This is a genomic window from Vibrio sp. Vb0888, assembly GCF_033338835.1.
In the GTDB taxonomy this organism is placed as follows: Bacteria; Pseudomonadota; Gammaproteobacteria; order Enterobacterales; family Vibrionaceae; genus Vibrio; species Vibrio alginolyticus.
On sequence record NZ_JAWOTL010000011.1, the window covers coordinates 111,087 to 134,688 of the forward strand.

Consider the following 23,602-nt stretch of genomic DNA (forward strand, 5'->3'; position numbering starts at 1 on the left):
ATCACAGAGATAAAACGCTAATTCAACTGTCCAAGTAACCAGTGACGAAACGTTTCTGTCGCATTCGTACGTGTGTTCATGATCAAGTAATACCCTGCATTGGCAGGAATCGGTTTGAATGGAGAAACCAAACGCTCTGTCGTCAATTCATCCTCAATCAATGCCATTCGAGCCATCGCAATCCCAACGCCAGCTTCGGCTGCAGACATCGCCATATCCGTTCGATTAAAAAAGTGTCCGACATCGGTTTTAAAATCCAACCCCATCGCTGACGCCCAATATAGCCACTCATAGTCACGCGTCGCTTTTTCCCATGGCATCGCATCGTGTAGTAGCGTCGCCTCTTGCCATTGCTTCACTGGCATTGAGTTTTTTTGCTCACCAAACAACGTTTTTAGCCAGCCATGATCCTCAAGGTATTTTGGACTCATCACCGGTAGCAGATGCTCATCCAAAATCAGCTCCGCGTTAGCATTTCTATAAGGATGAAGACCATAGTCAATTGCGGCGTCATAGTCTTTTATCTCACTATTTACCAGCGCACCTTCCGCAAAGATTTGTACTTGGATATCCGGATTATCATGATGGAAGCTTTCGAGCTTTGGGACTAACCATTTGAAAGCAAAAGAAGGCGTCAACTTCAAACGAATTTCATTGGTTTGCTTTTCTACTTTGAGCTCATCAAGCAATTTGCTCAGTTCCGAAAAGTGACACTGCGTCGCTTGGTGTAACTGAGTGCCTTTTACGGTTAAACGAATACCGCGAGAGTGGCGTTCAAATAAAGTAAAACCTAATAACGCTTCCAAATGAATAATTTGTTGGCTTATGGCACCAGTGGTGAGGTGTAAATGTCTTGCAGCACCAGTAAAGCTGTTGTACTCCGCGACTTGGCTAAATAAACACAAACCACTTATCAGATTACTTTTCATCCTTGAGCCTATAGTTTTTCTAAACGCTGTGTGTAATTTATATCGATTGTTAACAAAAGGTAAAGAAAAGAAACTGAGCACTCTGATAAATGTGTGGAGTGCATCAATGGAAGTCATCGTATTAGGCAGCGGCGTTATCGGCTTAACCTCTGCTTGGTATTTATCTCAAGCAGGCTATCAAGTTACCGTCATTGACCGCCAAGCAAGCAGTGCCATGGAAACGAGCTTCGCCAATGCCGGGCAGATCTCATATGGCTATTCTTCGCCTTGGGCTGCGCCTGGTGTTCCTGTTAAAGCCATTAAGTGGTTAATGGAGGAGCATGCTCCACTTAAAATCAAACCCACTTTGAATGCCGACATGATCCGCTGGGCAAGTAAAATGGTCGCGAACTGCACCCTACCTCGCTATCAAGTTAACAAGGCTCGCATGCTTTCGATCGCCAACCACAGCCGTATTTGCTTAGAACAGTTACGCCAAGAACACGCCATTGAGTATCAAGGGCGTCAGTTTGGGACCTTGCAAGTATTCCGAACACATCAACAGCTGCAAGCTATTGAAAAGGACATGCAGCTCCTTGAACAAAGCGGAACCCGATTTAAGCTAATGGACGTCGAACAATGTATTGAACAAGAGCCAGGGCTTGCACTTGTGAAAGACAAACTGGTTGGTGGCTTGCATCTACCTGATGACGAAACGGGCGATTGCCATCAATTTTGCCAACAACTAACGGAGCTTGCTAAGGCAAACGGTGTCCGATTTGAGTTCGATACTGAAGTAAGCAATTGGGTTACAGTAGGCAAAAAGATCATAGGTGTCCAAACGAACCGAGGACAATTTAAAGCAGACCAATATGTGGTGGCCTCTGGCAGCTACTCTACAGCGCTACTCAAGCAACTCGATATTGATATTCCGGTCTACCCTGTCAAAGGCTATTCACTCACCATCCCGATGGAAGATGAACACTTCTCTCCTCGATCTACTGTGATGGATGAAACCTATAAAGTCGCTATGACTCGATTTGATGACAGAATTCGCGTAGCTGGCACCGCAGAATTAGCAGGGTTTGATACTTCCCTTCCACAAAAGCGCAAAAACACCATCGAAATGGTCATCCGTGATCTTTTTCCTCGTTGTGGTGACTTCAGCCAAGCTGAGTTTTGGAGCGGCTTTAGGCCAATGACGCCTGATGGCACACCAATTATCGGCGCGACTAAATACGATAACCTTTTTACTAACACCGGACACGGAACTCTGGGCTGGACGATGGCTTGTGGTTCAGGTCAATTGCTAGCAAGCGTAATGAAAGGTGAAAAAGCAAAAGTGATGGATAATGCGGAGCTTAACCTTTGTCGTTACTCCTGAGGACATGACTGAACAAAAAACAGGCAGACACTTACTCCACAAAATGCATAACCACTGGCATTTTTAACTCATCAAAATCGCAGCACATTTAAATGACAATGTGCTGCATAATTAATCATCAGACAAATCTTCTACCTAAAAGGAGCAAATAAGCAATAAGAACCAAATTTTAACAACTGCTCTCCATTCTGTGTTCATCATCACGCTACAAAGGATTTGTAGCTAAAAAAGTTAACAATTGCATTACATAAAGGGTAATGTATTGTGTGAAAAACAACCACAAACACAACTAACAGGGAAAATACTCATGCAGTCATTAGTTGATTTTCTGAATGGAATTATTTGGAGCCCGGTACTGATCTATTTGTGCCTTGGCGCAGGTTTGTTCTATTCAATCATGACGCGTTTTGTACAAATTCGTCACTTCTTTGAGATGTGGCGCTTATTACTTTCAGGGAAGAGTTCAACAAAAGGGATATCATCATTTCAGGCACTTGCCGTTTCACTGTCTGGCCGTGTAGGTACAGGTAACATTGCTGGTGTTGCTGCTGCTATCGGTTTCGGTGGCCCAGGCGCCGTATTCTGGATGTGGGTCGTAGCCTTCTTTGGCGCTGCAACCGCATACGCAGAATCAACACTTGCACAAATTTATAAAGAAGAAGACGAAGGCGAGTTCCGTGGTGGCCCTGCTTACTATATTGAGAAAGCAATGGGACAAAAATGGTACGCTTGGATCTTTGCTATCGCGACCATCTTTGCTTGTGGTGTTCTACTTCCTGGCGTTCAATCGAACAGTATCGGTAACGCAGTAGAAGCCGCATTTGGCTCAGGTGACATGATTGAAACCGCTATTGGTACCTTCAGTTTTGCTAAAATTTTCACTGGTACGGTTGTTTGTGTCATTTTGGCTTTCATCATTTTTGGTGGCGTAAAGCGTATCGCGAACTTTACCCAAGTCGTTGTACCATTTATGGCGTTAGCTTACATCATTACTGCGTTTGTCATCATCCTTCTAAACATTGGTGAGGTTCCGCGCATTTTCGGCATGATTATTGGTGACGCGTTCACACCAATGGCAGGCGTTGGTGCCGCAATTGGCTGGGGTGTAAAACGTGGTGTCTACTCCAACGAAGCAGGTCAAGGTACTGGTCCTCACGCAGCAGCAGCAGCGAGTGTTGATCACCCTGCTCAGCAAGGTCTTGTTCAATCTTTCTCTATTTACATCGATACACTACTTGTGTGTTCAGCAACCGCGTTCATGATTCTTATCACTGGCGCGTACAACGTAAATGGTGCGATTGAAGGTACATTCCTGGTTCAAAACCTACCAGCGGATATTGGTGCAAATGGCCCTGTGTTTACACAGATGGCGATCGAAAGCGCACTACCTGGCGTGGGTAAACCATTCATCGCAATCGCTCTATTCTTCTTCGCGTTTACGACCATTCTGGCTTACTACTACATTGCAGAAACGAACATTGCTTACATTCGTCGTACGTTCAAAGTAAATGGACTGATGTTTATTCTGAAAGTCATCATTATTTCATCCGTGTTCTACGGAACCGTGAAAACCGCCAACTTAGCATGGGCGATGGGTGATGTAGGTGTAGGACTGATGGCGTGGCTAAACATCATCGGTATTTTGATCATCTTCTTTATGTCGAAGCCTGCACTCAAAGCATTGAACGACTACGAAGAGCAACAAAAACGTGGTGTGACCGATTTTACATTTAACCCTGTTGCACTGGGCATTAAAGGCGCATATTACTGGGAAGATAAGTACCGACGTAAAACGGGTAAAGCACCAACGGCAGACAGCAATAGCGCAGAAACTGTTGAGCAACCATCAACATAGCGTTATCACATAAATAAGAAAAAGCAGTGGTCCGATTAAGGACATAAAAAAGGGGGATTAACCAATGGTTAATCCCCCTTTCTTCTTTATGAGTAACAGCTTAGGCGATAACCGCTTCAACTTTACGAGCGATTTTTGCTTTACCCACAGGTAACACTTCACGACCAAATTCGTTGTTCAGTACTTGCGCCATTGCGAAGTAAATTGCACTTGCGCCACAGAAGATACCCTCGAAGCCAGCGATAGCACCGATCACTTCGCTACCAGTGAAATCACGAGCAGCAAGCAAGAAGAACAGGATAGTTAGAGAGCCAAATACCACTTGCTTCGCTGTTGGGTAACATAGAGAACCAATGAACATGAAACCAGTGAAGATGCCCCAAAGCGCTAGGTACCAACCCATAAAGCTTGCAGGGCTTGCAGGAAGACCCATGTGAGGCATTACGATTAGACCAACCAATGTTAGCCAAAATAGACCGTAAGAAGTAAACGCAGTTGTGCCGAATGTATCACCGCGTTTAAAGCACATGATGCCAACGATTACTTGGCTAAGGCCACCGTAAAAGATGCCCATCGCTAGAATCATAGAGTCAATTGGGAAAAATCCTGCATTATGAATATTGAGCAGAATAGTGGTCATACCGAAACCCATAAGACCTAGCGGTGCTGGGTTAGCCAGTTTTGTCGACATGTACAAATACCTTTTTTCAAAAATGTTGATAAAAAATGCGCGCGAATTTTAATGGGCTCCAGAACAAAAGAGAAAAGCTGTTATTGAAAACTTAGATTCCATAAATAAACCACTACATATATAAAAAAAGACCCTGCAAAAAAGCAGAGTCTTTATAGATGGTTAGGTTGTTTTTTACTCGATCACTGACAAGAAATCTCGTCCCAGAACCAGTTGCTTTGCGTTGGGCTTTCCCACACTCCTGGGCCATTTTTCGCAACAAAACATTTGTTTTGGTACGTCACTTTATCGCCGTTAGCGACTTGCGTTACACCCGGCTCCCACTGAATAAAATTGCCTGTCACTGGTGGTTCTGGCTCGGTTACTGGCGGCTCTGGCTCAGTCACCGGTGGTTCAGGTTCCGTTGTAGGCGGCTCCGTAGGAGTGCCTGAAACCAGCTTCCAAGGGTCTCCTTTCGTTGGCTCATTACCTTGTGACCACCATTTCGCTTCGTAAACAGCACCTTGGTAAGAAACTTGATCACCCGTGTTATATACTTTGCCAGAATCCCAAGCTGCCACACCACCTACAGGCGGATCGACCGGATCCACTGGGTCTAACTTGTCAACTACACGAACTTCTGGCCAACCCGCATGAGATTGGTAGAAGTTAGTTACACATTTCTCATAGTCACCCGCAACTAGCGCAGAGTAAGCCGTTTGGAAACCAACAAGTTCACATTCAAAAGAGTGGCCTCCCGGACGATCTGAGTAGTATTTCCAGTTCCCATCCCAGTTGGTGTACAACACGTCTGTCGCACCATTCAGATTTAAGCTGCCGTAAGGCGTCTGCTGCCAACAGGTATTGGTCTCATCGGCTTCAATTGGAATTTGATAATGAGCGGCAAGTCCTTCCCAATAGCGAATACGGTTAACAGGTTGGCCTTTATCTTTGTTTTGCTCTCCACACTCAATACCACCATTGATCACGTTGATGGTGGTACCAAAGCCGTAACCAATGCCAGCATCAAGCTCACGCTGTGAAGGCACCCAAGTACGGTCAATCACATGTAGCATTGCAGGTTTCGGTGCTTGTGGGGTTAGGAAGAACCAGATAGCCGATGCTAAGTTCAGCCACGAATCCGCAACCAAGCCTGGATTTTTCAGCAATACAGATGCATCGCCATCAAACATCACTTCAGAGAACGCGCCATAGTTAAAATGGTAAGAAAGCTGCTTTGCACCACGTCCAAAGTAACCTTGTCCAGACTCACATGGCCAGCGTTTGTTTTGCCAGTCATTTTGACCACAACCTGTTGTGTAACCTTCTTGCCCTTCAGACCATCCCATTTCTCGCACATGAACCAAAGCTTGCTGCCACTCTTCCAACCCTAGCGGATTATCCGATACGTTATCAATCGAAATATGGCCACCGGTTTCTTGTGCAAAGTGAGCAAACGCTGTCACGATCGATTTTTTACAAATTGCATCCGAATCACGACCGTCTGTGTACTCACCACAGAATGCAGGGAACTTACCAATTGCACGTAGGAAACGCGTGTAAGTGTATTCAGGTGCCGCCATTTGAGTCAGGAAGTCCCACTCACTTTCGGGGAATACACGCTCTACACGCTTCACGTTTTCTGGGTTGGTTGTCGCCCCTGGAACAATCGCTTCAACCACTGAGTTCGGGCGTGTCTCTAATGCTTGTGACCAAATGGCATACATAGGATCAGAAGTTTTGCTTTGCTCTACGGCTTGAACGTCACCACGAGCAATAACATAACCATTCGGATTTTGCGGATCGGGCTGAATATTCATACTCGCATTCACTTGTGCTGCTAAGACACAACTCAATGCAAGAGGAAGATGTTTGAGTGCAAACATGTCTAGTCTCCGGATTTCAACAATACAATATACGAGGAATAACTAGACATATAGTGGATCATATATACGAAACACCGAGCCAAGTACGTTGATTCTGCGAGACAAAATGAATAAATAGGTCCTCACACACATTTTGTCACAAGAAAAATGTTACCTTGACTCAAAAGAAAAGCGGAGACCCTGTGAGCCTCCGCTTTGTGATGTTTCTCTCTTTATTGTTCTGCCGAAACCACCTCTAGCTTCGCGGTTGACTTTTGTTTAGACAGCACAAAATAAACCACACACTGAGAAATAATTGCGGCAAGCACAATCACTGGTGAGGCGTTGATTCCAGCTAAAAGAAAACACCCTAATGCGATCATTCCATTGAGTAATGCGTAAGGCAATTGTGTACGGAAGTGCTCATACTGTTCACACCCCGCTCCTGTCGACGACAAAATCGTAGTTTCAGAGATGGGAGAACAGTGATCGCCAAACAAGCCACCAGATAATACCGCACCAATACAAACCAACAGTGGTGCATCAATCGCAACGGCAGTTGGGATCACTAATGGCATCATGATGGCAAACGTCCCCCAAGATGATCCCGTAGCGAACGAGATAATACCGGCCAGTAAAAACGCAACCGCTGGCAATAACCAGTAAGGGAAACCGGCTTGAGCTTGTTCAGCAATGTATGCAGCTGCACCTAATTCTTTCCCAACCGAGCTAAGCGCCCAAGCCAATACCAGAATCACCGCCACTGACATCATGTTTGACATCCCTTTCAGATAAACCTGAATACCATCCGAAAGCTTTCTTACGCCATAAAACGCCATCAGCGCAATTAAAGTGAAGGCCGCGAAGAAATATGCAGAAGAAAGTGCAGCCCTAAACGTTGATCCTGCCACTTTTTGAAATGGAAAACCGTGTGGCACGAGGATGGTACATAGAACCACCAGCATAACGAGCAAAGGTGCCCATACAAAACTAGATTTTGCATTTTTATGCGTAAACACATTCATGGACTCCTGCACTTTCCCAAAGTCGGAGCCCTGCTCTGCTAGTTGTTCAGCCTTCGCCATCGGTCCGAAATCTAATTTGAAGAAAGAGACAATCGGCACAATCGCGATCGCAAGAAAGGCGTAAAACTGATACGGGATCGCACCAATGAAAGCATCCCAATCACTCATACTGACATTCAGGGCAGTAAACTCTTTTTGAATCAATCCCATGATGTAAACGCCCCATCCGATAAAAGGGATCAAGATTGCGACGGGAGAGGAAGTAGAGTCGATAATAAAAGCTAATTTTTGGCGTGATACTTTTAACTTATCAAATAAAGGGCGAAAAACAGGGCCAACAATCAGTGGTGTACCAAGGTCTGAGAAGAAAATAACCACACCACCGAACCATGCGGACAGTTGAGCTTGGCATTTACTCGCAACCCATTGAGTAACCTTTTTAGCAAACGCCACACCACCGCCAGATTTCTCCATCAAGGCAACAAAGCCACCAATAAAGACCAAGAGCAAAATGACGCCCGCATTGTAGCTGTCAGTTAATTGCGGCAGTAGATAGCTTTTCATCAGTGCACTAAACGAGTCTAGTGGCCCTTTTTCGACAAATGTCCCTTCGAGCATAGCGACACCACTCACCACACCCGCGAATAAACCAACAACGACATTTCTTGTGGTCAGCGCGAGGAAAAGAGTAATAAGGATGGGAATGAGAGAGGTAACGTCAGCCTGTTCCATAGCAATACCATTTATGATAATTAAACAATTAAAATGAATATATATTTAATTTAACCGCATGTATATATCTCTCACAAAAAAGTTGAGCCACCTCTTCACAAACTTGAAGTACAAAAAAACCAGCCCGAAGGCTGGTTCTTATAAACTCAACTGTCTAGAGGAAAATTATTCCCACTCGATAGTCGCTGGTGGCTTACCTGAAATGTCGTAAACAACACGAGAAATGCCATCAACTTCGTTGATAATACGGTTAGATACCTTACCTAGGAAGTCGTATGGTAGGTGTGCCCAATGAGCAGTCATGAAGTCGATAGTTTCTACCGCACGTAGAGACACAACCCAATCGTACTTACGGCCATCGCCCATTACACCAACAGAACGTACTGGTAGGAATACCGTGAACGCTTGAGATACTTTGTTGTATAGATCAGCTGCGTGAAGCTCTTCAATAAAGATAGCATCAGCACGACGTAGCAAGTCACAGTATTCTTTCTTGATTTCACCAAGAACACGAACACCTAGACCTGGACCTGGGAATGGGTGGCGGTAAAGCATGTTATAAGGCAGGCCTAGCTCTAGACCAATCTTACGTACTTCATCTTTGAACAGCTCACGTAGTGGCTCAACAAGACCCATTTCCATGTCATCTGGAAGACCGCCCACGTTGTGGTGCGATTTGATCACGTGCGCTTTACCAGTCTTAGATGCAGCTGACTCGATTACATCAGGGTAAATCGTACCTTGAGCTAGCCATTTCGCGTTTTTCAGCTTCTTAGACTCTTCATCGAATACATCTACGAATACGTGACCGATAGTCTTACGCTTCTCTTCTGGGTCAGACTTGCCTTCAAGTGCTTTGAGGAAGCGTTCTTCAGCGTCAACTTTGATAATGTTCAAACCAAATTGGTCGCCGAACATATCCATAACTTGTTGACCTTCGTTTAGACGAAGTAGACCGTTATCAACAAATACACACGTTAGCTTGTCGCCGATTGCGCGGTGAACCAGCATCGCAACTACCGATGAATCAACACCACCAGATAGACCTAGGATAACTTCGTCGTCACCCACTTGCTCTTTAATACGAGCAACCGCATCTTCGATGATAGATTCCGATGTCCATAAACGCTCACAGCCACATACGCCAAGAACAAAGTTCTCAAGCATTTGTAGGCCACCTTTTGTGTGTGTCACTTCTGGGTGGAACTGAACACCGTAGTATTTCTTCTCTTCATTCGCCATCGCAGCGTAAGGACAAGTGTCTGTCTCACCAACTTTTACGAAATCGGCTGGGATCTCTACTACTTTGTCGCCATGGCTCATCCAAACGTCTTGAGTTGCTTCAAGGTCTTTAAATAGAGCACATTCACCAGAAACTTTAACCTGAGCGTAGCCAAACTCACGTTCGTTAGAGCCCGCTACTTTGCCTCCTAGCTGTTCCGCCATGGTTTGCATGCCGTAACATACGCCAAGCAAAGGAACACCAGAATCAAACACATATTGAGGCGCGCGTGGAGAGTTCTCTTCCGTTACGCTTTCTGGACCGCCAGATAGGATAATGCCATCTGGGTTGAATTCGCGAATATCCGCTTCTTCTACATCCCAGCTCCATAGTTCACAGTAAACGCCGATTTCACGTACGCGGCGTGCTACTAATTGAGTGTACTGAGAACCGAAGTCCAAGATCAGAATACGTTGGTCATGGATATTTTTAGTCATTTTGAGCAGTCTTTTTAAGGCTAAGTGATTAAAACCGAGGCGAGTGTACTCGCCTCTTCTTAATGCTTCAAGGAAAAAGCAAACGTTTCCGTTGGGTAATTAGTTCCCTAGACGGTAGTTCGGCGCTTCCTTAGTAATTTGAACATCGTGTACATGAGACTCTTGCATACCTGCACCAGAGATACGTACAAATTCAGCTTTCGTACGCATATCTTCGATAGTTGCAGAACCAGTTAGACCCATGCTTGAACGTAGACCACCCATTTGTTGGTGTACGATCTCTTTTAGACGGCCTTTGTATGCGATACGACCTTCAATGCCTTCTGGTACTAGCTTGTCCGCTGCGTTGTCAGACTGGAAGTAACGGTCAGAAGAACCTTGAGACATAGCACCAAGAGAACCCATGCCGCGGTAAGACTTGTAAGAACGGCCATTGTATAGAATCACTTCACCCGGCGCTTCTTCAGTACCAGCAAACATAGAACCAACCATCACACATGATGCGCCAGCTACGATTGCTTTACAGATATCACCTGAGAAACGGATACCACCGTCAGCAATAACCGGAATACCATAATCATTAGCCACTTCTGCCGCATCTGCGATTGCAGTGATTTGTGGAACTCCCACACCCGTTACAATACGAGTTGTACAGATAGAACCAGGGCCGATACCAACTTTCACTGCGCTTACGCCAGCTTCGATTAGTGCTTTAGCACCAGCACCTGTTGCTACGTTACCACCGATGATGTCTAGATCTGGGTAAGCAGCGCGAGTTTCGCGGATGCGGTTTAGTACACCTTCAGAATGTCCGTGTGAAGAGTCGATAAGTAGAATGTCAACGCCTGCTTCAACTAGAGCAGCAACACGCTCTTCGTTACCAGCGCCAGCACCAACGGCTGCGCCAACACGTAGGCGACCACGCTCATCTTTACATGCGTTTGGTTTACGTTCTGCTTTGTGGAAGTCTTTCGCAGTAATCATACCGGTTAGTTGGAACTCATCATTCACAACCAATACTTTCTCTACACGAGCTTCGTGCATTTTCTCTTGCACTTCTTCTCGTGTTGCACCTTCTTTAACTGCTGCCAACTTCTCTTTTGGCGTCATTACTGAAGATACTTTCTTAGAAAGGTCCGTCACAAAACGAACGTCACGACCAGTGATAATACCAACAAGCTCATTGCTCTCAGTGACAACAGGGAAACCTGCAAAACCATGCTTTTCAGTGAGTGCAACAACATCAGCGATGGTCGCGTCAGGGTTTACAGTAACCGCGTCAGTTACCATACCAGCTTCGAACTTCTTAACTTTACGAACTTCGGCTGCCTGCTGCTCAATAGACATGTTCTTGTGGATAAAGCCAATGCCACCCTCTTGCGCTAGCGCAATTGCTAGACGAGCTTCAGTAACAGTGTCCATAGACGCTGAAATCATTGGGATGTTTAGGGTGATGTTCTTAGTTAGCTGAGTGCGAAGATCAGCTGTGTTTGGGAGAACGGTGGAGTGTGCTGGCACAAGTAGTACGTCATCGAATGTCAGCGCTTCTTTGGCAATTCTTAGCATTTGCAATATCTCACAATTAGAGGAGTAAAAAGAACAATCCAATCTCATCGTTTCGCATAATGAGGGTAACCTGTGTTAGCAACAAGCTACATTTGGATTAGATATTGCGGAGGGATTATACGGTTAACGCAATCGCTTGACCACAAATTTTTTAATTTTTTTCTTGCAATTACCCCCTTGCTATGTATTATATTGCCGCTAATTTCCATACTCACGTCTAAGAGATTAGCTGTGCTCTCCAAGACCAATCAAAACATCTTTACTGTTTCTCGTCTCAACGCAGAAGTTCGTTTACTCCTTGAAAACGAAATGGGGATCGTTTGGCTCGTCGGAGAGATATCCAACTTTTCAGCTCCTGTCTCTGGTCACTGGTACCTCACTCTTAAAGACTCTCGCGCTCAAGTTAAATGTGCCATGTTTCGTGGTAACAATCGCCGCGTTACTTTCAAACCCGCTAACGGTAATCAAGTCCTAGTAAAAGCTCGTCTTTCTCTTTATGAGCCTCGCGGTGACTACCAATTGATCATCGAAAGCATGCAACCGGAAGGTGACGGCCGTCTTCAGCAAGAGTTTGAAGAGCTGAAAATGAAGCTTGCCGCAGAAGGGTTGTTCGCTCAAACCAATAAGCAACCTTTGCCTGAACACCCAAAACGTGTTGGCGTCATCACATCGAAAACTGGTGCCGCGCTTTACGATATCTTAGACGTATTGAAACGTCGTGATCCTTCCCTACCCGTTGTGATTTATCCGACAGTGGTACAAGGTGAAGATGCAGCCATTCAAATCGCACAAGCCATTGGTCGCGCTAACAGCCGTGATGAATGTGATGTGCTAATTGTGGGCCGAGGTGGTGGTTCATTGGAAGACTTATGGTGCTTTAACAACGAGATATTAGCTCGCACGATTGCAGCAAGCCAAATTCCTATAATTAGCGCCGTTGGACATGAAGTCGACGTGACAATAGCTGATTTTGTCGCCGACGTACGCGCGCCTACTCCATCAGCAGCAGCTGAGCTAGTAAGCCGTGATAACAGCCACAAAGATCAAGCTTTAGTTACCCGCCAGCATAAGTTAGCGAGCGCGATGCGTTACTACCTAGCACAACAAAAGCAGCAATCTGCGCAATTAGTGCACCGTCTAGAGAGACAGCACCCAAGCTATCGCTTGCAGCGTCAGACGCAACAGTTAGATGAGTTGGACATGCGCTTACAGCGAGCGATGAGTCGTTTTATTGCCTTGCGTCAACAGCGAATCGAGCGTCAACATTATCGGCTGCAATTAAATTCTCCTGTAACACGCCTTGCCGAGCAGAAGTCGAAGCTAGAACGTGTTGAGCAAAAGCTCATGGATGCAATGGATCGCAAGTTACTGACTATGCGCCATCAACTCGCGATTGCTGCAGAGAAGTTAGACACCGTCAGCCCACTAGCGACATTGAAACGAGGTTACTCAATTACTCAAACTGAGCAAGGTAAAGTAATTACGCAATCTTCAGATGTAAAGTCGGGAGATGTATTGATTACCCGGTTAGCCGAAGGCGACGTTCGTTCTACCGTTAACTGAATACAAACTCTGGTTAACTGACTTTCTGGAACTCAAATCGGACACGTGATTTTGATTTGAGTTCATTACACACATTACAAAAGTAACTCGCAGCACCGCATGCTTGCAGCTTCTCCAGCTCCGCCTCACAATCAGGGCAAAAACCTACCTTTTTAAAATCCGATTCACACTGTGCACAATGGTATTGTCCTGTCCATTCCAGTTCGACATTGCAAGTCGGGCAAATGTTCTGCTGCATATCCCGTTCCTCTCTCTAAACTAAGCAATTTCGAGTAACGCATGCTACTCAAAATAACGAACAAGTATGTTGATCTTCATCACCGCCCCAACAAGTTTCACGAGGCGTTAACCATACTTGATACGTAGGATCTTATACTGATCGTCTGATATTTACTCCTTGATCAGCGATCACCCCTTAAAAGAATATTTATATAACCACACACCGAAAGCATAAGTTACATATTCTGCATTCCAATTTAAGACAGAATAAAAAACCCTAGAGAGATTTAATTAAACGAAAAATCAGAATTTAATAAAAAGATCTTATTCAAAAAGCAGTGTTTACATTGGTGTGCATTTCGATAGTTTGAGCGTCGAGCTTAACGAGTTTAACTTGGATAAAAGCAAACTCATTTAAATGGCTCGCATGCGTTCCACCACAAGGGATTACCGCTAATTGACCTTCCCCTAAATCGCACTTCCAATAGCGAGAATCCGTTAATCTATCGCCGTGGCATTCCATGGTGATCATCGCATCTCTTTGAAGCCATTCAACCAGTTGGCCATTCACTTTTTCTGCAATCGCCTGGAGGTCATTCAGCATATCTGCACTGTTTAATCCTCTTTTACGGAGTGTTTTGCCTAAACGGTACGTATCGAGGCACTTGTCTGGAGTGACATAACTAGTAACTTGCGCATAGCTATTAAAGTCATAATAACCATGTGGGTCTTTGCGGTCTGCGTCTTTTCGCCAATAGTCTTCCGATAGTACTTTATTCAACGCCAAATACGCTAAGTGTCCTGCAGTGTGGCCTCGACTCAAAGCATTTTGATAGTCTTTATCTACCGCTAATGTTACCAAGTCATTAATTGCAAATGATTCCGTACGTGATAAAACATGCACGACGACAAACACCCAACCTTCATCATCACGCTTTACAGGGATGTCACTACCCACATACAAAGCACCACTCTCCTGCTCCACTGCTCCAACTTGGCAATCTACTACGTCATGCTCAGCCCCATTCACCTTCAACGTTCCTTTGTCTGCAGGGTGATCCGGCCATATGTGACTAACGGGATGGAACGGCGTGACATCTGTAATAACGTAAGTCACTTCTTCCGTAGATTGAACGAGCTGTATTTGTGCTTCTAATTGCCATGTTTGATGACAAAAACGAGTCTTTGTTGCTGTGATAGTCATTTTTACGATTACTTTTGATAAAAAAATACCCAAGTAGAAACTTGGGTATTCGAATTTCATTATTTATTGCGGTTTTTCACCATCGACATCATACGTTTGCGTTTACGCTCTTGTGATAGCGTAAGCTTATTCGTACGGTTCTCGTATGGGTTATCACTGTTGTGGAAGTTAATGCGAATCGGTGTTCCCATAATTTCCAGAGACTTACGGAAGTAGTTCATCAGATAACGTTTATACGAATCTGGCAATTCACGAACCATGTTACCGTGGATAACAACGATCGGTGGGTTGTAACCACCTGCGTGTGCGTATTTGAGTTTGATACGACGACCACGAACCATTGGCGGCTGGTGATCATCCACTGCCATCTTCATGATACGCGTCAGTACTGACGTACCCACACGCGTTGTCGCCGAGTTATATGCTTCTTGGATAGATTCAAACAAATGACCAACGCCAGTACCGTGCAGCGCAGAGATAAAGTGGATACGCGCGAAGTCGACGAATCCTAGACGGCGGTCCAGTTCTTTCTTCACACTTTCTTTCACGTCACTGTCTAGACCATCCCACTTGTTAACGGCGATGACAATTGAGCGGCCAGCATTCAGTGCAAAACCAAGCAAGCTTAGGTCTTGGTCTGAAATATTTTCACGTGCATCAATCACCAGTAGAACGACGTTTGCATCTTCTACCGCTTTCAGCGTCTTAACAACAGAGAACTTTTCAACCGTTTCATTGATACGACCACGACGACGAACACCTGCGGTATCAATTAGTACGTATTCGCGTCCATCACGCTCCATCGGGATATAGATAGAATCACGCGTCGTACCAGGCATATCGTATACAACCACACGTTCTTCACCCAGAATACGGTTAGTCAGTGTCGATTTACCTACGTTAGGACGACCGATGATCGCCAACTTAATCGGCTGCTCTTGAAGGCGTTTGAACTCTGCTTCTGCGTCTTCTTCAGTGTAATCTTCAACAAGAGGCTCTTCGTCTTCGAATCCAGTCAGGTCTTCAATTTCACCGTCTTCAGACTCACTTGTTAGTAGATCATCAAAGAATGGAGATAAAGCACGCTCAAGCAAAGCGGTCACACCACGGCCATGAGCGGCCGCAATCTGGTACATATCATCCACGCCGAGCTGCCAAAAGTCAGCACACGCCGCATCGGCATCAATACCATCGATTTTGTTTACTACCAGCATCGCTGGCTTTTCAATTTTACGCAGATGAGCAGCAATTGCTTCATCTGAAGGTGTCAGACCAGCACGACCATCAACAAGGAACAATACAACATCAGCCTCATCAATCGCGGCTAATGACTGTTCTGCCATCTTTGTTTCCACGCCTTCTTCTGTGCCATCGATACCACCAGTATCAATCACAATGAATTCGTGCTCTTCACCAAGTCTCGCCTGGCCATATTTACGGTCTCGCGTTAGGCCTGGAAAGTCCGCAACCAACGCGTCACGAGTGCGAGTCAATCGGTTAAATAGTGTAGATTTACCTACGTTCGGACGCCCTACTAGAGCTACAACAGGTACCATAACAACCTCTACAATAATCTTTCTTCTGTAGTTATAGGTAACGACTTGCTCGATGCCAAATCAAACCAGCTTTTTACCTATAACCACGTCAGGGTTAATAAATTCAAACAACAAAACGGCTCCTAGCTGTCACCAGCCAGGAGCCGAATGTGAATTATATCACGATATTATTCGTTAATGGTTAGTTTCTTTACATCGCCGTTGCGAGTTGTAATCACATAACCATCCGACAATAACGTCGGGCCAACAGCCAAGCCGCTATCATCGACAAACTGCTGCGCAACAAATTCGCCCGTTGAACGATCCATCCAGTGAAGGTAACCAAGCGTGTCACCGACAACGAGATAATTGCCAACAATAACTGGCGCTGTAAGTTGTCGGTGCTCAAGCAAGCTGTTTTCCCACAACTCAGTCCCGCTTCGTGAATCAACGGCAACAACATGATCTTTTTCCGTTATCACAAAGATGCGACTACCATCTGTAGAAATGTCTGTCGCAGATGAGTAATTACGCTTCCAAATCGGGTTCGCTGAACGCAAGTCAATGGCGATAAGTTGACCATTGTATCCAATGGTGAAAAGAGTACCGCCTAGCACAATTGGCGATGAATCAACGTCAACCAAACGATCAATTTCTGTCGCGCCTTTTGGCGTACCAACAGGCTGTTGCCAAATCAACTGACCACGCTCAACGATAGCAGCTGCGAGTCGGCCATTTGCCGTTCCCCAAAATACACCGCCGCCAATTGCAGTCGGAGTACTGTCGCCACGTAAAGTTAAGTTCGGCACTTCTGTGCTCAATGCCCAGCGTTGCTCACCTGTACTCTCATTAAGGGCAATCAACATGCCTCGGCTAGTATTGATGATAATAAGGCCTGAATCTGCAACTGGCTTCGCCAGTACCTCACCACCAACTTTTACACGCCAAACAATTTCACCTGTTTCTTGGTCAAGAGAGATGACTTCACCATTCTCAGAGCCAATGTAAAGGTTTCCGTATGCCGCTGTGATACCACCAGAGAGACGAGCAATGACATCTTCTTCTAGGTCCGTTTGCCAACGTTGTTTACCATTCTCAGGATCCAGCGCTTTTACTAAGCCATCACGACTTGCCACGAACAATGTATCATTCGCAAATACAGGGGATAGTTTTGAAAAGTAATGACCAACACCATCGCCAACCGATGTGCTCCACTCACTACTGGTTGTAAACTGACTGTCTACCTGAGGTAGTGGCGCCATTACAATGGTGTCTTTCTCACCTGCACAACCGGCAAGTACTCCCATTGTTAACGCCCCTAGCAAGGCTTTCTTAAAGACTCTTTTCATCCAATGCGGTCCTTATTTCGCCAGATCGTCCAATTTCATTTGTAGTGTCGGGCTTGCATCTGCCGCTTGCTGAGCTTCAGTATACGCAGCGTACGCAGCATCTTTGTCACCTTGGCGAATCGCAATATCGCCACGAAGTTCAGCAATACGACCTGTCCATGCTGTATCAGTGACGTTACTTAGCTCTGCCGTTGCAGCGTCGAAGTTACCCATTTCCGTCTCAATACGCGCAATGCGGTAACTAATCAATGGTAACAACGCAGCATCTTGAGTGTTGCTTTGCGCCCACTTCAGTTGCTCCAATGCAGCAGAAAGGTCTTGAGCTTCAACTTGTGCTTTAGCAAGTTGTAGCGCAGCCAATACTGAATATTCTTTTACTTCATTTGACTCAATGAAAGCTTTCACGTCAGCTTGAGCATCAGTGCCTTTGTCTTGCAAAGCATTCATTGCTGTCGTGTAGCTTTGAGAAGCTGCTTCACTCGCCTGAATCACAGAATCCTGGTAGTAACGCCAGCCGAATAGACCACCTAAACCAACAACCGCACCGATGATGACGGCTTTGCCGTTTTCCTTCCACCAGTCTTTAATGGCTTCAACTTGTTGTTCTTCAGTATCGTAAAGTTCCACTTCCTGTCCTCTTAAAACATGTAAATGGCAGCTTAGCTGCCATTGTTCCTATTTCGTTTAAAGGCTCCACATTTGGGAGCCTTAGCTTACGAACTAGGATGTAATTTTGTTAGATTACTAAAAGACTTAAATCAGTGCTGCGATCTTTTCTGCAACTTCTGCTTGGTTGTAAGTCTCTTGCTCACCACCAGCCAAGTCTTTCAGTACTACGGTATTATCCGCAACTTCGTTTTCACCCAGAACTAATGCTACAACAGCACCAACTTTGTCTGCGCGTTTAAACTGTTTCTTGAAGTTACCGCCACCGAAGTGATTCATCACACGAACGCCTGGAACAGACTCGCGAAGCTGTTCTGCTAGCTTCATTCCTGCCATCATGGTGCCTTCACCCGCTGTGACTACGTACACGTCAACACTGCGACGAACGTCTGTCAGTTCCAACGTTTCTAGCATCAGTACTAGACGCTCTAGGCCCATTGCAAAGCCAACCGCTGGTGTTGGTTTACCACCTAATTGCTCTACAAGGCCATCGTAACGACCACCACCACATACAGTGCCTTGAGCACCTAGGCTCTCAGTGATCCACTCAAATACCGTGCGATTGTAGTAATCCAGACCACGAACTAGACGTTCGTTAACTGTGTATTTGATACCTGCGGCGTCTAAAAGTTCACATAGACCTGCGAAGTGTGCTTTAGATTCTTCACCCAAGTAATCTGAAAGGCGAGGCGCATCACCTAAAATAGCTTGAACGTCTGGGTTCTTCGTATCCAGAACACGCAATGGGTTCGTGTGCATGCGACGCTTACAATCTTCGTCTAGCACATCAATATGTTGCTCAAGGAATGCAACCAGTGCAGTACGGTAGTCTGCGCGGTCTTCTTGAGAACCGATAGAGTTCAGCTCAAGACGGACATGTTCATTGATACCTAGCTCACGCCATAAACGCGCCGTCATCATGATAAGCTCTGCATCAACATCTGGACCATTTAGACCAAACACCTCAACACCACACTGGTGGAATTGACGGTAACGACCTTTCTGCGGACGTTCATGGCGGAACATAGGTCCCATGTACCACAGACGCTGTTCATCACGGTTGATCAGGCTGTTTTGGATACATGAACGTACACAACCCGCCGTACCTTCAGGGCGAAGTGTTAGGCTGTCGCCGTTACGGTCATCAAAGGTGTACATTTCTTTTGAAACGACGTCTGTTTCTTCACCAACAGCGCGGCTGAATAGGTTTGTTTCTTCAACGATTGGCATGCGCACTTCGTTATAACCGTATGCGCTAATTACATTTTTCACTGTGTTTTCTAATTTTTGCCACAGTGGCGACTGAGTTGGGAGGCAATCGTTCATGCCTCGAATTGCTTGAATTGTTTTTGCCACAATACTTACCGTAATTCTCGTTGAGATTAATCTTGTACTTTAACTTCGATGCGGTTTTCGCCATTCATCATAGCTGCTTTCGCACGGATCTTAGCTTCTAGCTTATTCACAAGGTCATCGTTATCAAAGCGCTCTTTCTGGCGTTTACCATCTTCGTAGAATGCGCTCTTCTTGTTACTACCTGCTAGACCTAAGTGAGAAACTTCTGCTTCACCAGGGCCGTTTACCACACAACCGATGATAGACACATCCATTGGCGTGATGATGTCTTCTAAACGTTGCTCCAGTGCATTCACCGTACCAATCACATCGAATTCTTGGCGTGAGCAGCTTGGGCACGCAATAAAGTTGATGCCTCGAGAGCGAATGCGCAGAGATTTAAGGATGTCGAAACCGACTTTGATTTCTTCAACTGGATCGGCAGCCAAAGAGATACGCAGCGTATCGCCTATCCCTTCAGATAACAGCATACCTAAGCCAACAGATGACTTAACAGCGCCAGCTCGAGCACCACCCGCCTCTGTGATACCTAAATGAAGAGGCTGATCGATTTTCTTCGCCAGCAGACGATATGAATCCACCGCAAGAAAAACGTCTGAAGCTTTCACGCTAACTTTAAATTGGTCAAAGTTAAGACGATCGAGATGGTCTACGTGACGCATCGCCGATTCAACCAAGGCTTCTGGCGTTGGCTCACCGTATTTCATCTGTAGGTCTTTTTCCAAAGATCCACCATTGACACCAATACGGATCGGGATGTTTTTATCGCGAGCGCAATCAACAACAGCGCGAATGCGCTCTTCATTGCCGATGTTACCTGGGTTGATACGTAAACAGTCAACTCCGTACTCCGCAACTTTCAGCGCGATACGATAGTCGAAATGAATATCAGCCACTAATGGTACAGAAACTTGCTGTTTAATCAGTTTGAAAGCTTCTGCTGCGTCCATCGTAGGCACAGAAACTCGAACGATATCTGCGCCGACTTTTTCTAGTGCTCGGATTTGAGCGACTGTCGCTTCTACGTCAGTCGTGCGAGTGTTAGTCATTGACTGTACTGCAATTGGCGCACCATCACCAATTGGCACATCACCCACATAAATACGCGTCGATTTACGACGAATAATTGGAGATTCGTGTTGCATAATTTTTTATAACGGTAGAGTGAATCTAGCTACTTTGCCTGAAGTATACCCAGAAAGGTCGACAGGTTCACTTGCAAATGTCATTGTAACCCCTTCCGGTGCGCCTAATATCACTTTAAATGGCGCTTTTCCGGTAAGTTCTACATCTTGTCCTGGCTTATGAGTACCACTTACCAGCGTTTTACCATTGGTGTCTTTTACTTGAATCCAACAGTCCGCTTTAAACTTCATAGTAAGAAGTGTCATGCCTTCAGGTACTACTGGCGCAGGCTGTTCCTCTTCCGCCGCTTCAATCACGGCAACAGGTTCTTCAGAATCTACGCTTGTTGTATTTTCAGTTTCAGTCAGCAAAGGATCCGCCCCTTGCTCAACGGATGCTTCAGTCGATTCAGCAACGCCTTCATTAGTTGAAGCAACTTCTTCAGGAGTGCTTGCGATTAACTCTTCAGCCGTCATCAAATCGATATCAGCTAATTCTTGAGCAGTGGGCTGCGGCGCTTCAACACTTGAATCCGTTACTTCCTTAGTTAGGCTATTCTCTTGTTGGTTTTGCCACCACCATGCCGCTGAGATGCCAATAATAACCAGCCCGATAACCCAAGTAAGGAGCATAATACGGCTATTGTGCTTCTCGTCTTTTGTTTTACGAGAGAAGCTTTGCATTTCAATTTCTTGCTCTTGAGGCTGAGCATCGGCAGTCTGCTCTAACGCCGTCAAAACCACCTTCTCATCAAGACCTACGAATTTAGCGTAAGAGCGTAAGTAACCACGCGTAAATGTCGCGACTTGTTGAGATTCAAATCGGTTATTTTCAATATCTTCAATCACAGAAATGCGAAGCCTCAGGCGATCGGCAACTTGCTTTTGGCTCATTCCCAAGGATTCACGTTTGTTTTTCAGTAATGTGCCAGCTTCAATAGAGAGTGGCACTTCATTCGTATTTTCGTGTTCTGTCATAATGGCGGTATTTAATCTGTTTTAGTGGCTAACGTGGTCATGTATTTTCGTTATTGTTCTTAAGCCTCTTTAAAAGATAGCTAGCCTAAACGCGTTAACCAAAAATAATAATTTTAAGAAACTCTCAGCGATCTGAGTGCGAATACCCGTTTTGCAAAAATCAGCAAAACGTATGTGAGAAAGTGCTGAGAATTATCGGTGTCATCGTTAGTGTTACATATCATGATAAGCGAATGCGCAACGAAGACAAAAACTCTTTACACTCAAACTAACAGATAGCTCAAGCTTTTGTCCAAACTTTGACAAAGGAATTCGAAATTATACCCAAATAACCTTAGGTTGAAGAGTGATAGTCCCAAATCTTGGCGAAAATGTCCTAAACAATAAACAAAATAGCCAGAGCGAATGGCTCTGGCTATTTTTGAATTCCGGTCGTTTATACAGCTTTCACTTCAATGGTATCGGCACCGCGTGACGCTTTCAGCATTGCCGTACGTTTAGTTCGGTCAATTACATCACCGACCAACTGACCACATGCGGCATCAATGTCATCACCGCGCGTTTTACGAACCGTAACTGTGTGCTCGTATTGCATCAATGTTTTTTGGAAGCGATCAATACGTGAGTTACTTGGTTTCTTGTAAGGTGAACCAGGGTACGGGTTAAACGGAATCAAGTTAATCTTACATGGTGTGTCTTTCATCAATTCAGCCAGCTCGCGTGCATGGTCCATGTCATCGTTCACATGGTCAAGCAACACGTACTCGACTGTTACTTTGCCACGGTTTGCATTCGATGAAGCAATGTAACGACGAACGGATGCTAGGAAATCTTGAATATCCCAACGATCGTTAATTGGCATGATTTCACTACGCAGCTTATCGTTTGGCGCATGAAGAGAGATCGCCAACGCAACGTCGATTTTGCCCGTCATCTGATCAAGACCAGAAACCACACCTGATGTTGATACGGTTACGCGACGCTTCGACAAACCAAAGCCAAGGTCATCCAACATTAACTCCAGTGCTGGAATCAAGTTCTTCATATTAAGAAGCGGCTCACCCATGCCCATCATCACGACGTTCGTAATTGGGCGACGGCCTGTTTCTTTCTCAAGACCAATTTCACGTGCAGCACGCCACACCTGACCGATGATCTCTGAAACTTTCAAGTTACGGTTAAAGCCCTGCTGTGCTGTTGAGCAGAACTTACATTCCAATGCACAACCTACTTGAGAAGATACACAAAGCGTTGCGCGATCATCTTCTGGAATGTAAACCGTTTCTACATCCTGATCACCAACCTTCATTGCCCACTTGATCGTGCCGTCTGAAGAATGCTGAGCTTCTGCTACAGTTGGTGCTTTAATTTCACACTTGTGTAAAAGCTTTTCGCGCAGCTTCTTGTTGATGTTTGTCATTTTTTCGAAGTCATCTACACCGAAATGGTAGATCCACTTCATAACCTGATCGGCACGAAACGCTTTCTCGCCAAGTTCTTCCGCGAAAAACTGACGCATGCCTTTGCGATCAAAGTCGAGTAGATTGATTTTTTCAGTGGTCATGTTGCCTCTCAATGACTGAAACAAGAATAAGGGCGCGAATTGTACAGCCTTTATTCAGCTACAACAAGGGGTGTAAGACCCTGAGTTTGCTAAGGCATTAAAATAAAAACGTTTAAATTTTAACCAGACTTTACGGTGAGAATAATGATTAGACAACCGACAGCAAAAGCGTAGAAGTGGTACAGAGAAAACAATGAGAACAAACACACGTAACTAAGCTTTCCCCCCTGTAAGATGCTCAGATTAGCCAACGTCTTCGCGAATAATTACGAATGAACTCGCCGGTGAAATGGAGAACGCGGAATAAAAAAACCTCGGAC

18 protein-coding genes are annotated in these 23,602 nt (G+C 45.3%); 3 read left to right on the forward strand and 15 right to left on the reverse strand.

Annotation, left to right across the window (positions count from 1 at the left end):
- Positions 1 to 17: 17 nt before the first annotated feature.
- Positions 18 to 929, reverse strand: coding sequence for a LysR substrate-binding domain-containing protein (locus R7P72_RS16100; protein ID WP_318110724.1), 912 nt, complete (start codon positions 927 to 929; stop codon positions 18 to 20).
- A 106-nt stretch (positions 930 to 1,035) separates the two neighbouring features.
- Here R7P72_RS16100 and R7P72_RS16105 point away from each other — a divergent pair, with 106 nt between their 5' ends.
- Complete coding sequence (locus R7P72_RS16105; protein WP_005381680.1) at positions 1,036 to 2,292, forward strand: D-amino acid dehydrogenase; 1,257 nt, start codon at positions 1,036 to 1,038, stop codon at positions 2,290 to 2,292.
- A 307-nt stretch (positions 2,293 to 2,599) separates the two neighbouring features.
- Positions 2,600 to 4,147 (forward strand): alanine/glycine:cation symporter family protein, encoded by a 1,548-nt coding sequence (locus R7P72_RS16110; RefSeq protein WP_158159569.1) that lies wholly within the window; start codon positions 2,600 to 2,602, stop codon positions 4,145 to 4,147.
- A gap of 100 nt (positions 4,148 to 4,247) precedes the next feature.
- Here R7P72_RS16110 and R7P72_RS16115 read toward each other — a convergent pair whose 3' ends face one another.
- From R7P72_RS16115 to guaB, 5 genes are all read right to left on the reverse strand, one after another.
- Positions 4,248 to 4,838, reverse strand: coding sequence for an acetate uptake transporter (locus tag R7P72_RS16115; protein WP_005381682.1), 591 nt, complete (start codon positions 4,836 to 4,838; stop codon positions 4,248 to 4,250).
- Between the two features lie 182 nt (positions 4,839 to 5,020).
- Positions 5,021 to 6,703 carry a chitinase gene (locus R7P72_RS16120; protein ID WP_005381683.1) on the reverse strand — a complete coding sequence of 561 codons (1,683 nt, stop codon included), beginning with the start codon at positions 6,701 to 6,703 and terminating at the stop codon, positions 5,021 to 5,023.
- Between the two features lie 212 nt (positions 6,704 to 6,915).
- The gene (locus R7P72_RS16125) at positions 6,916 to 8,439 is read right to left on the reverse strand and encodes a Na+/H+ antiporter NhaC family protein (RefSeq protein WP_005381684.1); all 1,524 of its coding nucleotides are present in this window, start codon (positions 8,437 to 8,439) and stop codon (positions 6,916 to 6,918) included.
- A 165-nt stretch (positions 8,440 to 8,604) separates the two neighbouring features.
- A complete protein-coding gene (gene guaA, locus R7P72_RS16130; RefSeq protein WP_005381685.1) occupies positions 8,605 to 10,158 on the reverse strand; it encodes a glutamine-hydrolyzing GMP synthase in 1,554 nt (517 codons plus the stop codon).
- A 99-nt stretch (positions 10,159 to 10,257) separates the two neighbouring features.
- A complete protein-coding gene (guaB, locus tag R7P72_RS16135) occupies positions 10,258 to 11,724 on the reverse strand; it encodes an IMP dehydrogenase (protein WP_017633908.1) in 1,467 nt (488 codons plus the stop codon).
- A 231-nt stretch (positions 11,725 to 11,955) separates the two neighbouring features.
- On the opposite strand from guaB, the gene xseA reads away from it, so the two are divergent.
- The gene (xseA, locus tag R7P72_RS16140; protein WP_005381689.1) at positions 11,956 to 13,287 is read left to right on the forward strand and encodes an exodeoxyribonuclease VII large subunit; all 1,332 of its coding nucleotides are present in this window, start codon (positions 11,956 to 11,958) and stop codon (positions 13,285 to 13,287) included.
- Positions 13,288 to 13,300: 13 nt separating this feature from the next.
- Here xseA and R7P72_RS16145 read toward each other — a convergent pair whose 3' ends face one another.
- The 9 genes from R7P72_RS16145 to R7P72_RS16185 all read right to left on the reverse strand — a co-directional run bounded on the left by R7P72_RS16145 (position 13,301) and on the right by R7P72_RS16185 (position 23,282).
- Positions 13,301 to 13,525 (reverse strand): zinc ribbon domain-containing protein, encoded by a 225-nt coding sequence (locus tag R7P72_RS16145; protein ID WP_005381691.1) that lies wholly within the window; start codon positions 13,523 to 13,525, stop codon positions 13,301 to 13,303.
- 309 nt (positions 13,526 to 13,834) lie between these two features.
- A complete protein-coding gene (locus R7P72_RS16150; RefSeq protein WP_031779073.1) occupies positions 13,835 to 14,710 on the reverse strand; it encodes a metal-dependent hydrolase in 876 nt (291 codons plus the stop codon).
- 59 nt (positions 14,711 to 14,769) lie between these two features.
- The gene (gene der / locus R7P72_RS16155; protein ID WP_005381694.1) at positions 14,770 to 16,266 is read right to left on the reverse strand and encodes a ribosome biogenesis GTPase Der; all 1,497 of its coding nucleotides are present in this window, start codon (positions 16,264 to 16,266) and stop codon (positions 14,770 to 14,772) included.
- 167 nt (positions 16,267 to 16,433) lie between these two features.
- Entirely contained in the window at positions 16,434 to 17,594 is a 1,161-nt protein-coding gene (gene bamB, locus R7P72_RS16160; protein ID WP_005381696.1) for an outer membrane protein assembly factor BamB, read from the reverse strand.
- Between the two features lie 12 nt (positions 17,595 to 17,606).
- Entirely contained in the window at positions 17,607 to 18,221 is a 615-nt protein-coding gene (locus R7P72_RS16165; RefSeq protein WP_005381697.1) for a YfgM family protein, read from the reverse strand.
- Between the two features lie 126 nt (positions 18,222 to 18,347).
- Entirely contained in the window at positions 18,348 to 19,616 is a 1,269-nt protein-coding gene (gene hisS, locus R7P72_RS16170; RefSeq protein WP_005381698.1) for a histidine--tRNA ligase, read from the reverse strand.
- A 26-nt stretch (positions 19,617 to 19,642) separates the two neighbouring features.
- Positions 19,643 to 20,761, reverse strand: coding sequence for a flavodoxin-dependent (E)-4-hydroxy-3-methylbut-2-enyl-diphosphate synthase (ispG, locus tag R7P72_RS16175; RefSeq protein WP_005381699.1), 1,119 nt, complete (start codon positions 20,759 to 20,761; stop codon positions 19,643 to 19,645).
- 6 nt (positions 20,762 to 20,767) lie between these two features.
- Complete coding sequence (rodZ, locus tag R7P72_RS16180) at positions 20,768 to 21,718, reverse strand: cytoskeleton protein RodZ (RefSeq protein WP_005381700.1); 951 nt, start codon at positions 21,716 to 21,718, stop codon at positions 20,768 to 20,770.
- A 436-nt stretch (positions 21,719 to 22,154) separates the two neighbouring features.
- On the reverse strand, positions 22,155 to 23,282 hold the full coding sequence (locus tag R7P72_RS16185) for a bifunctional tRNA (adenosine(37)-C2)-methyltransferase TrmG/ribosomal RNA large subunit methyltransferase RlmN (protein ID WP_017633913.1): 1,128 nt from the start codon (positions 23,280 to 23,282) through the stop codon (positions 22,155 to 22,157).
- Positions 23,283 to 23,602 lie beyond the last annotated feature (320 nt).

Excerpts from the sequence above, each read along its gene's own strand:
- R7P72_RS16100 (WP_318110724.1), bottom strand. The coding sequence starts at position 929 with ATGAAAAGTAATCTGATAAGTGGTTTGTGTTTATTTAGCCAAGTCGCG.
- R7P72_RS16105 (WP_005381680.1), top strand. The coding sequence starts at position 1,036 with ATGGAAGTCATCGTATTAGGCAGCGGCGTTATCGGCTTAACCTCTGCT.
- R7P72_RS16110 (WP_158159569.1), top strand. The coding sequence starts at position 2,600 with ATGCAGTCATTAGTTGATTTTCTGAATGGAATTATTTGGAGCCCGGTA.
- R7P72_RS16115 (WP_005381682.1), bottom strand. The coding sequence starts at position 4,838 with ATGTCGACAAAACTGGCTAACCCAGCACCGCTAGGTCTTATGGGTTTC.
- R7P72_RS16120 (WP_005381683.1), bottom strand. The coding sequence starts at position 6,703 with ATGTTTGCACTCAAACATCTTCCTCTTGCATTGAGTTGTGTCTTAGCA.
- R7P72_RS16125 (WP_005381684.1), bottom strand. The coding sequence starts at position 8,439 with ATGGAACAGGCTGACGTTACCTCTCTCATTCCCATCCTTATTACTCTT.
- guaA (WP_005381685.1), bottom strand. The coding sequence starts at position 10,158 with ATGACTAAAAATATCCATGACCAACGTATTCTGATCTTGGACTTCGGT.
- guaB (WP_017633908.1), bottom strand. The coding sequence starts at position 11,724 with ATGCTAAGAATTGCCAAAGAAGCGCTGACATTCGATGACGTACTACTT.
- R7P72_RS16145 (WP_005381691.1), bottom strand. The coding sequence starts at position 13,525 with ATGCAGCAGAACATTTGCCCGACTTGCAATGTCGAACTGGAATGGACA.
- R7P72_RS16150 (WP_031779073.1), bottom strand. The coding sequence starts at position 14,710 with ATGACTATCACAGCAACAAAGACTCGTTTTTGTCATCAAACATGGCAA.
- der (WP_005381694.1), bottom strand. The coding sequence starts at position 16,266 with ATGGTACCTGTTGTAGCTCTAGTAGGGCGTCCGAACGTAGGTAAATCT.
- bamB (WP_005381696.1), bottom strand. The coding sequence starts at position 17,594 with ATGAAAAGAGTCTTTAAGAAAGCCTTGCTAGGGGCGTTAACAATGGGA.
- ispG (WP_005381699.1), bottom strand. The coding sequence starts at position 20,761 with ATGCAACACGAATCTCCAATTATTCGTCGTAAATCGACGCGTATTTAT.
- rodZ (WP_005381700.1), bottom strand. The coding sequence starts at position 21,718 with ATGACAGAACACGAAAATACGAATGAAGTGCCACTCTCTATTGAAGCT.
- R7P72_RS16185 (WP_017633913.1), bottom strand. The coding sequence starts at position 23,282 with ATGACCACTGAAAAAATCAATCTACTCGACTTTGATCGCAAAGGCATG.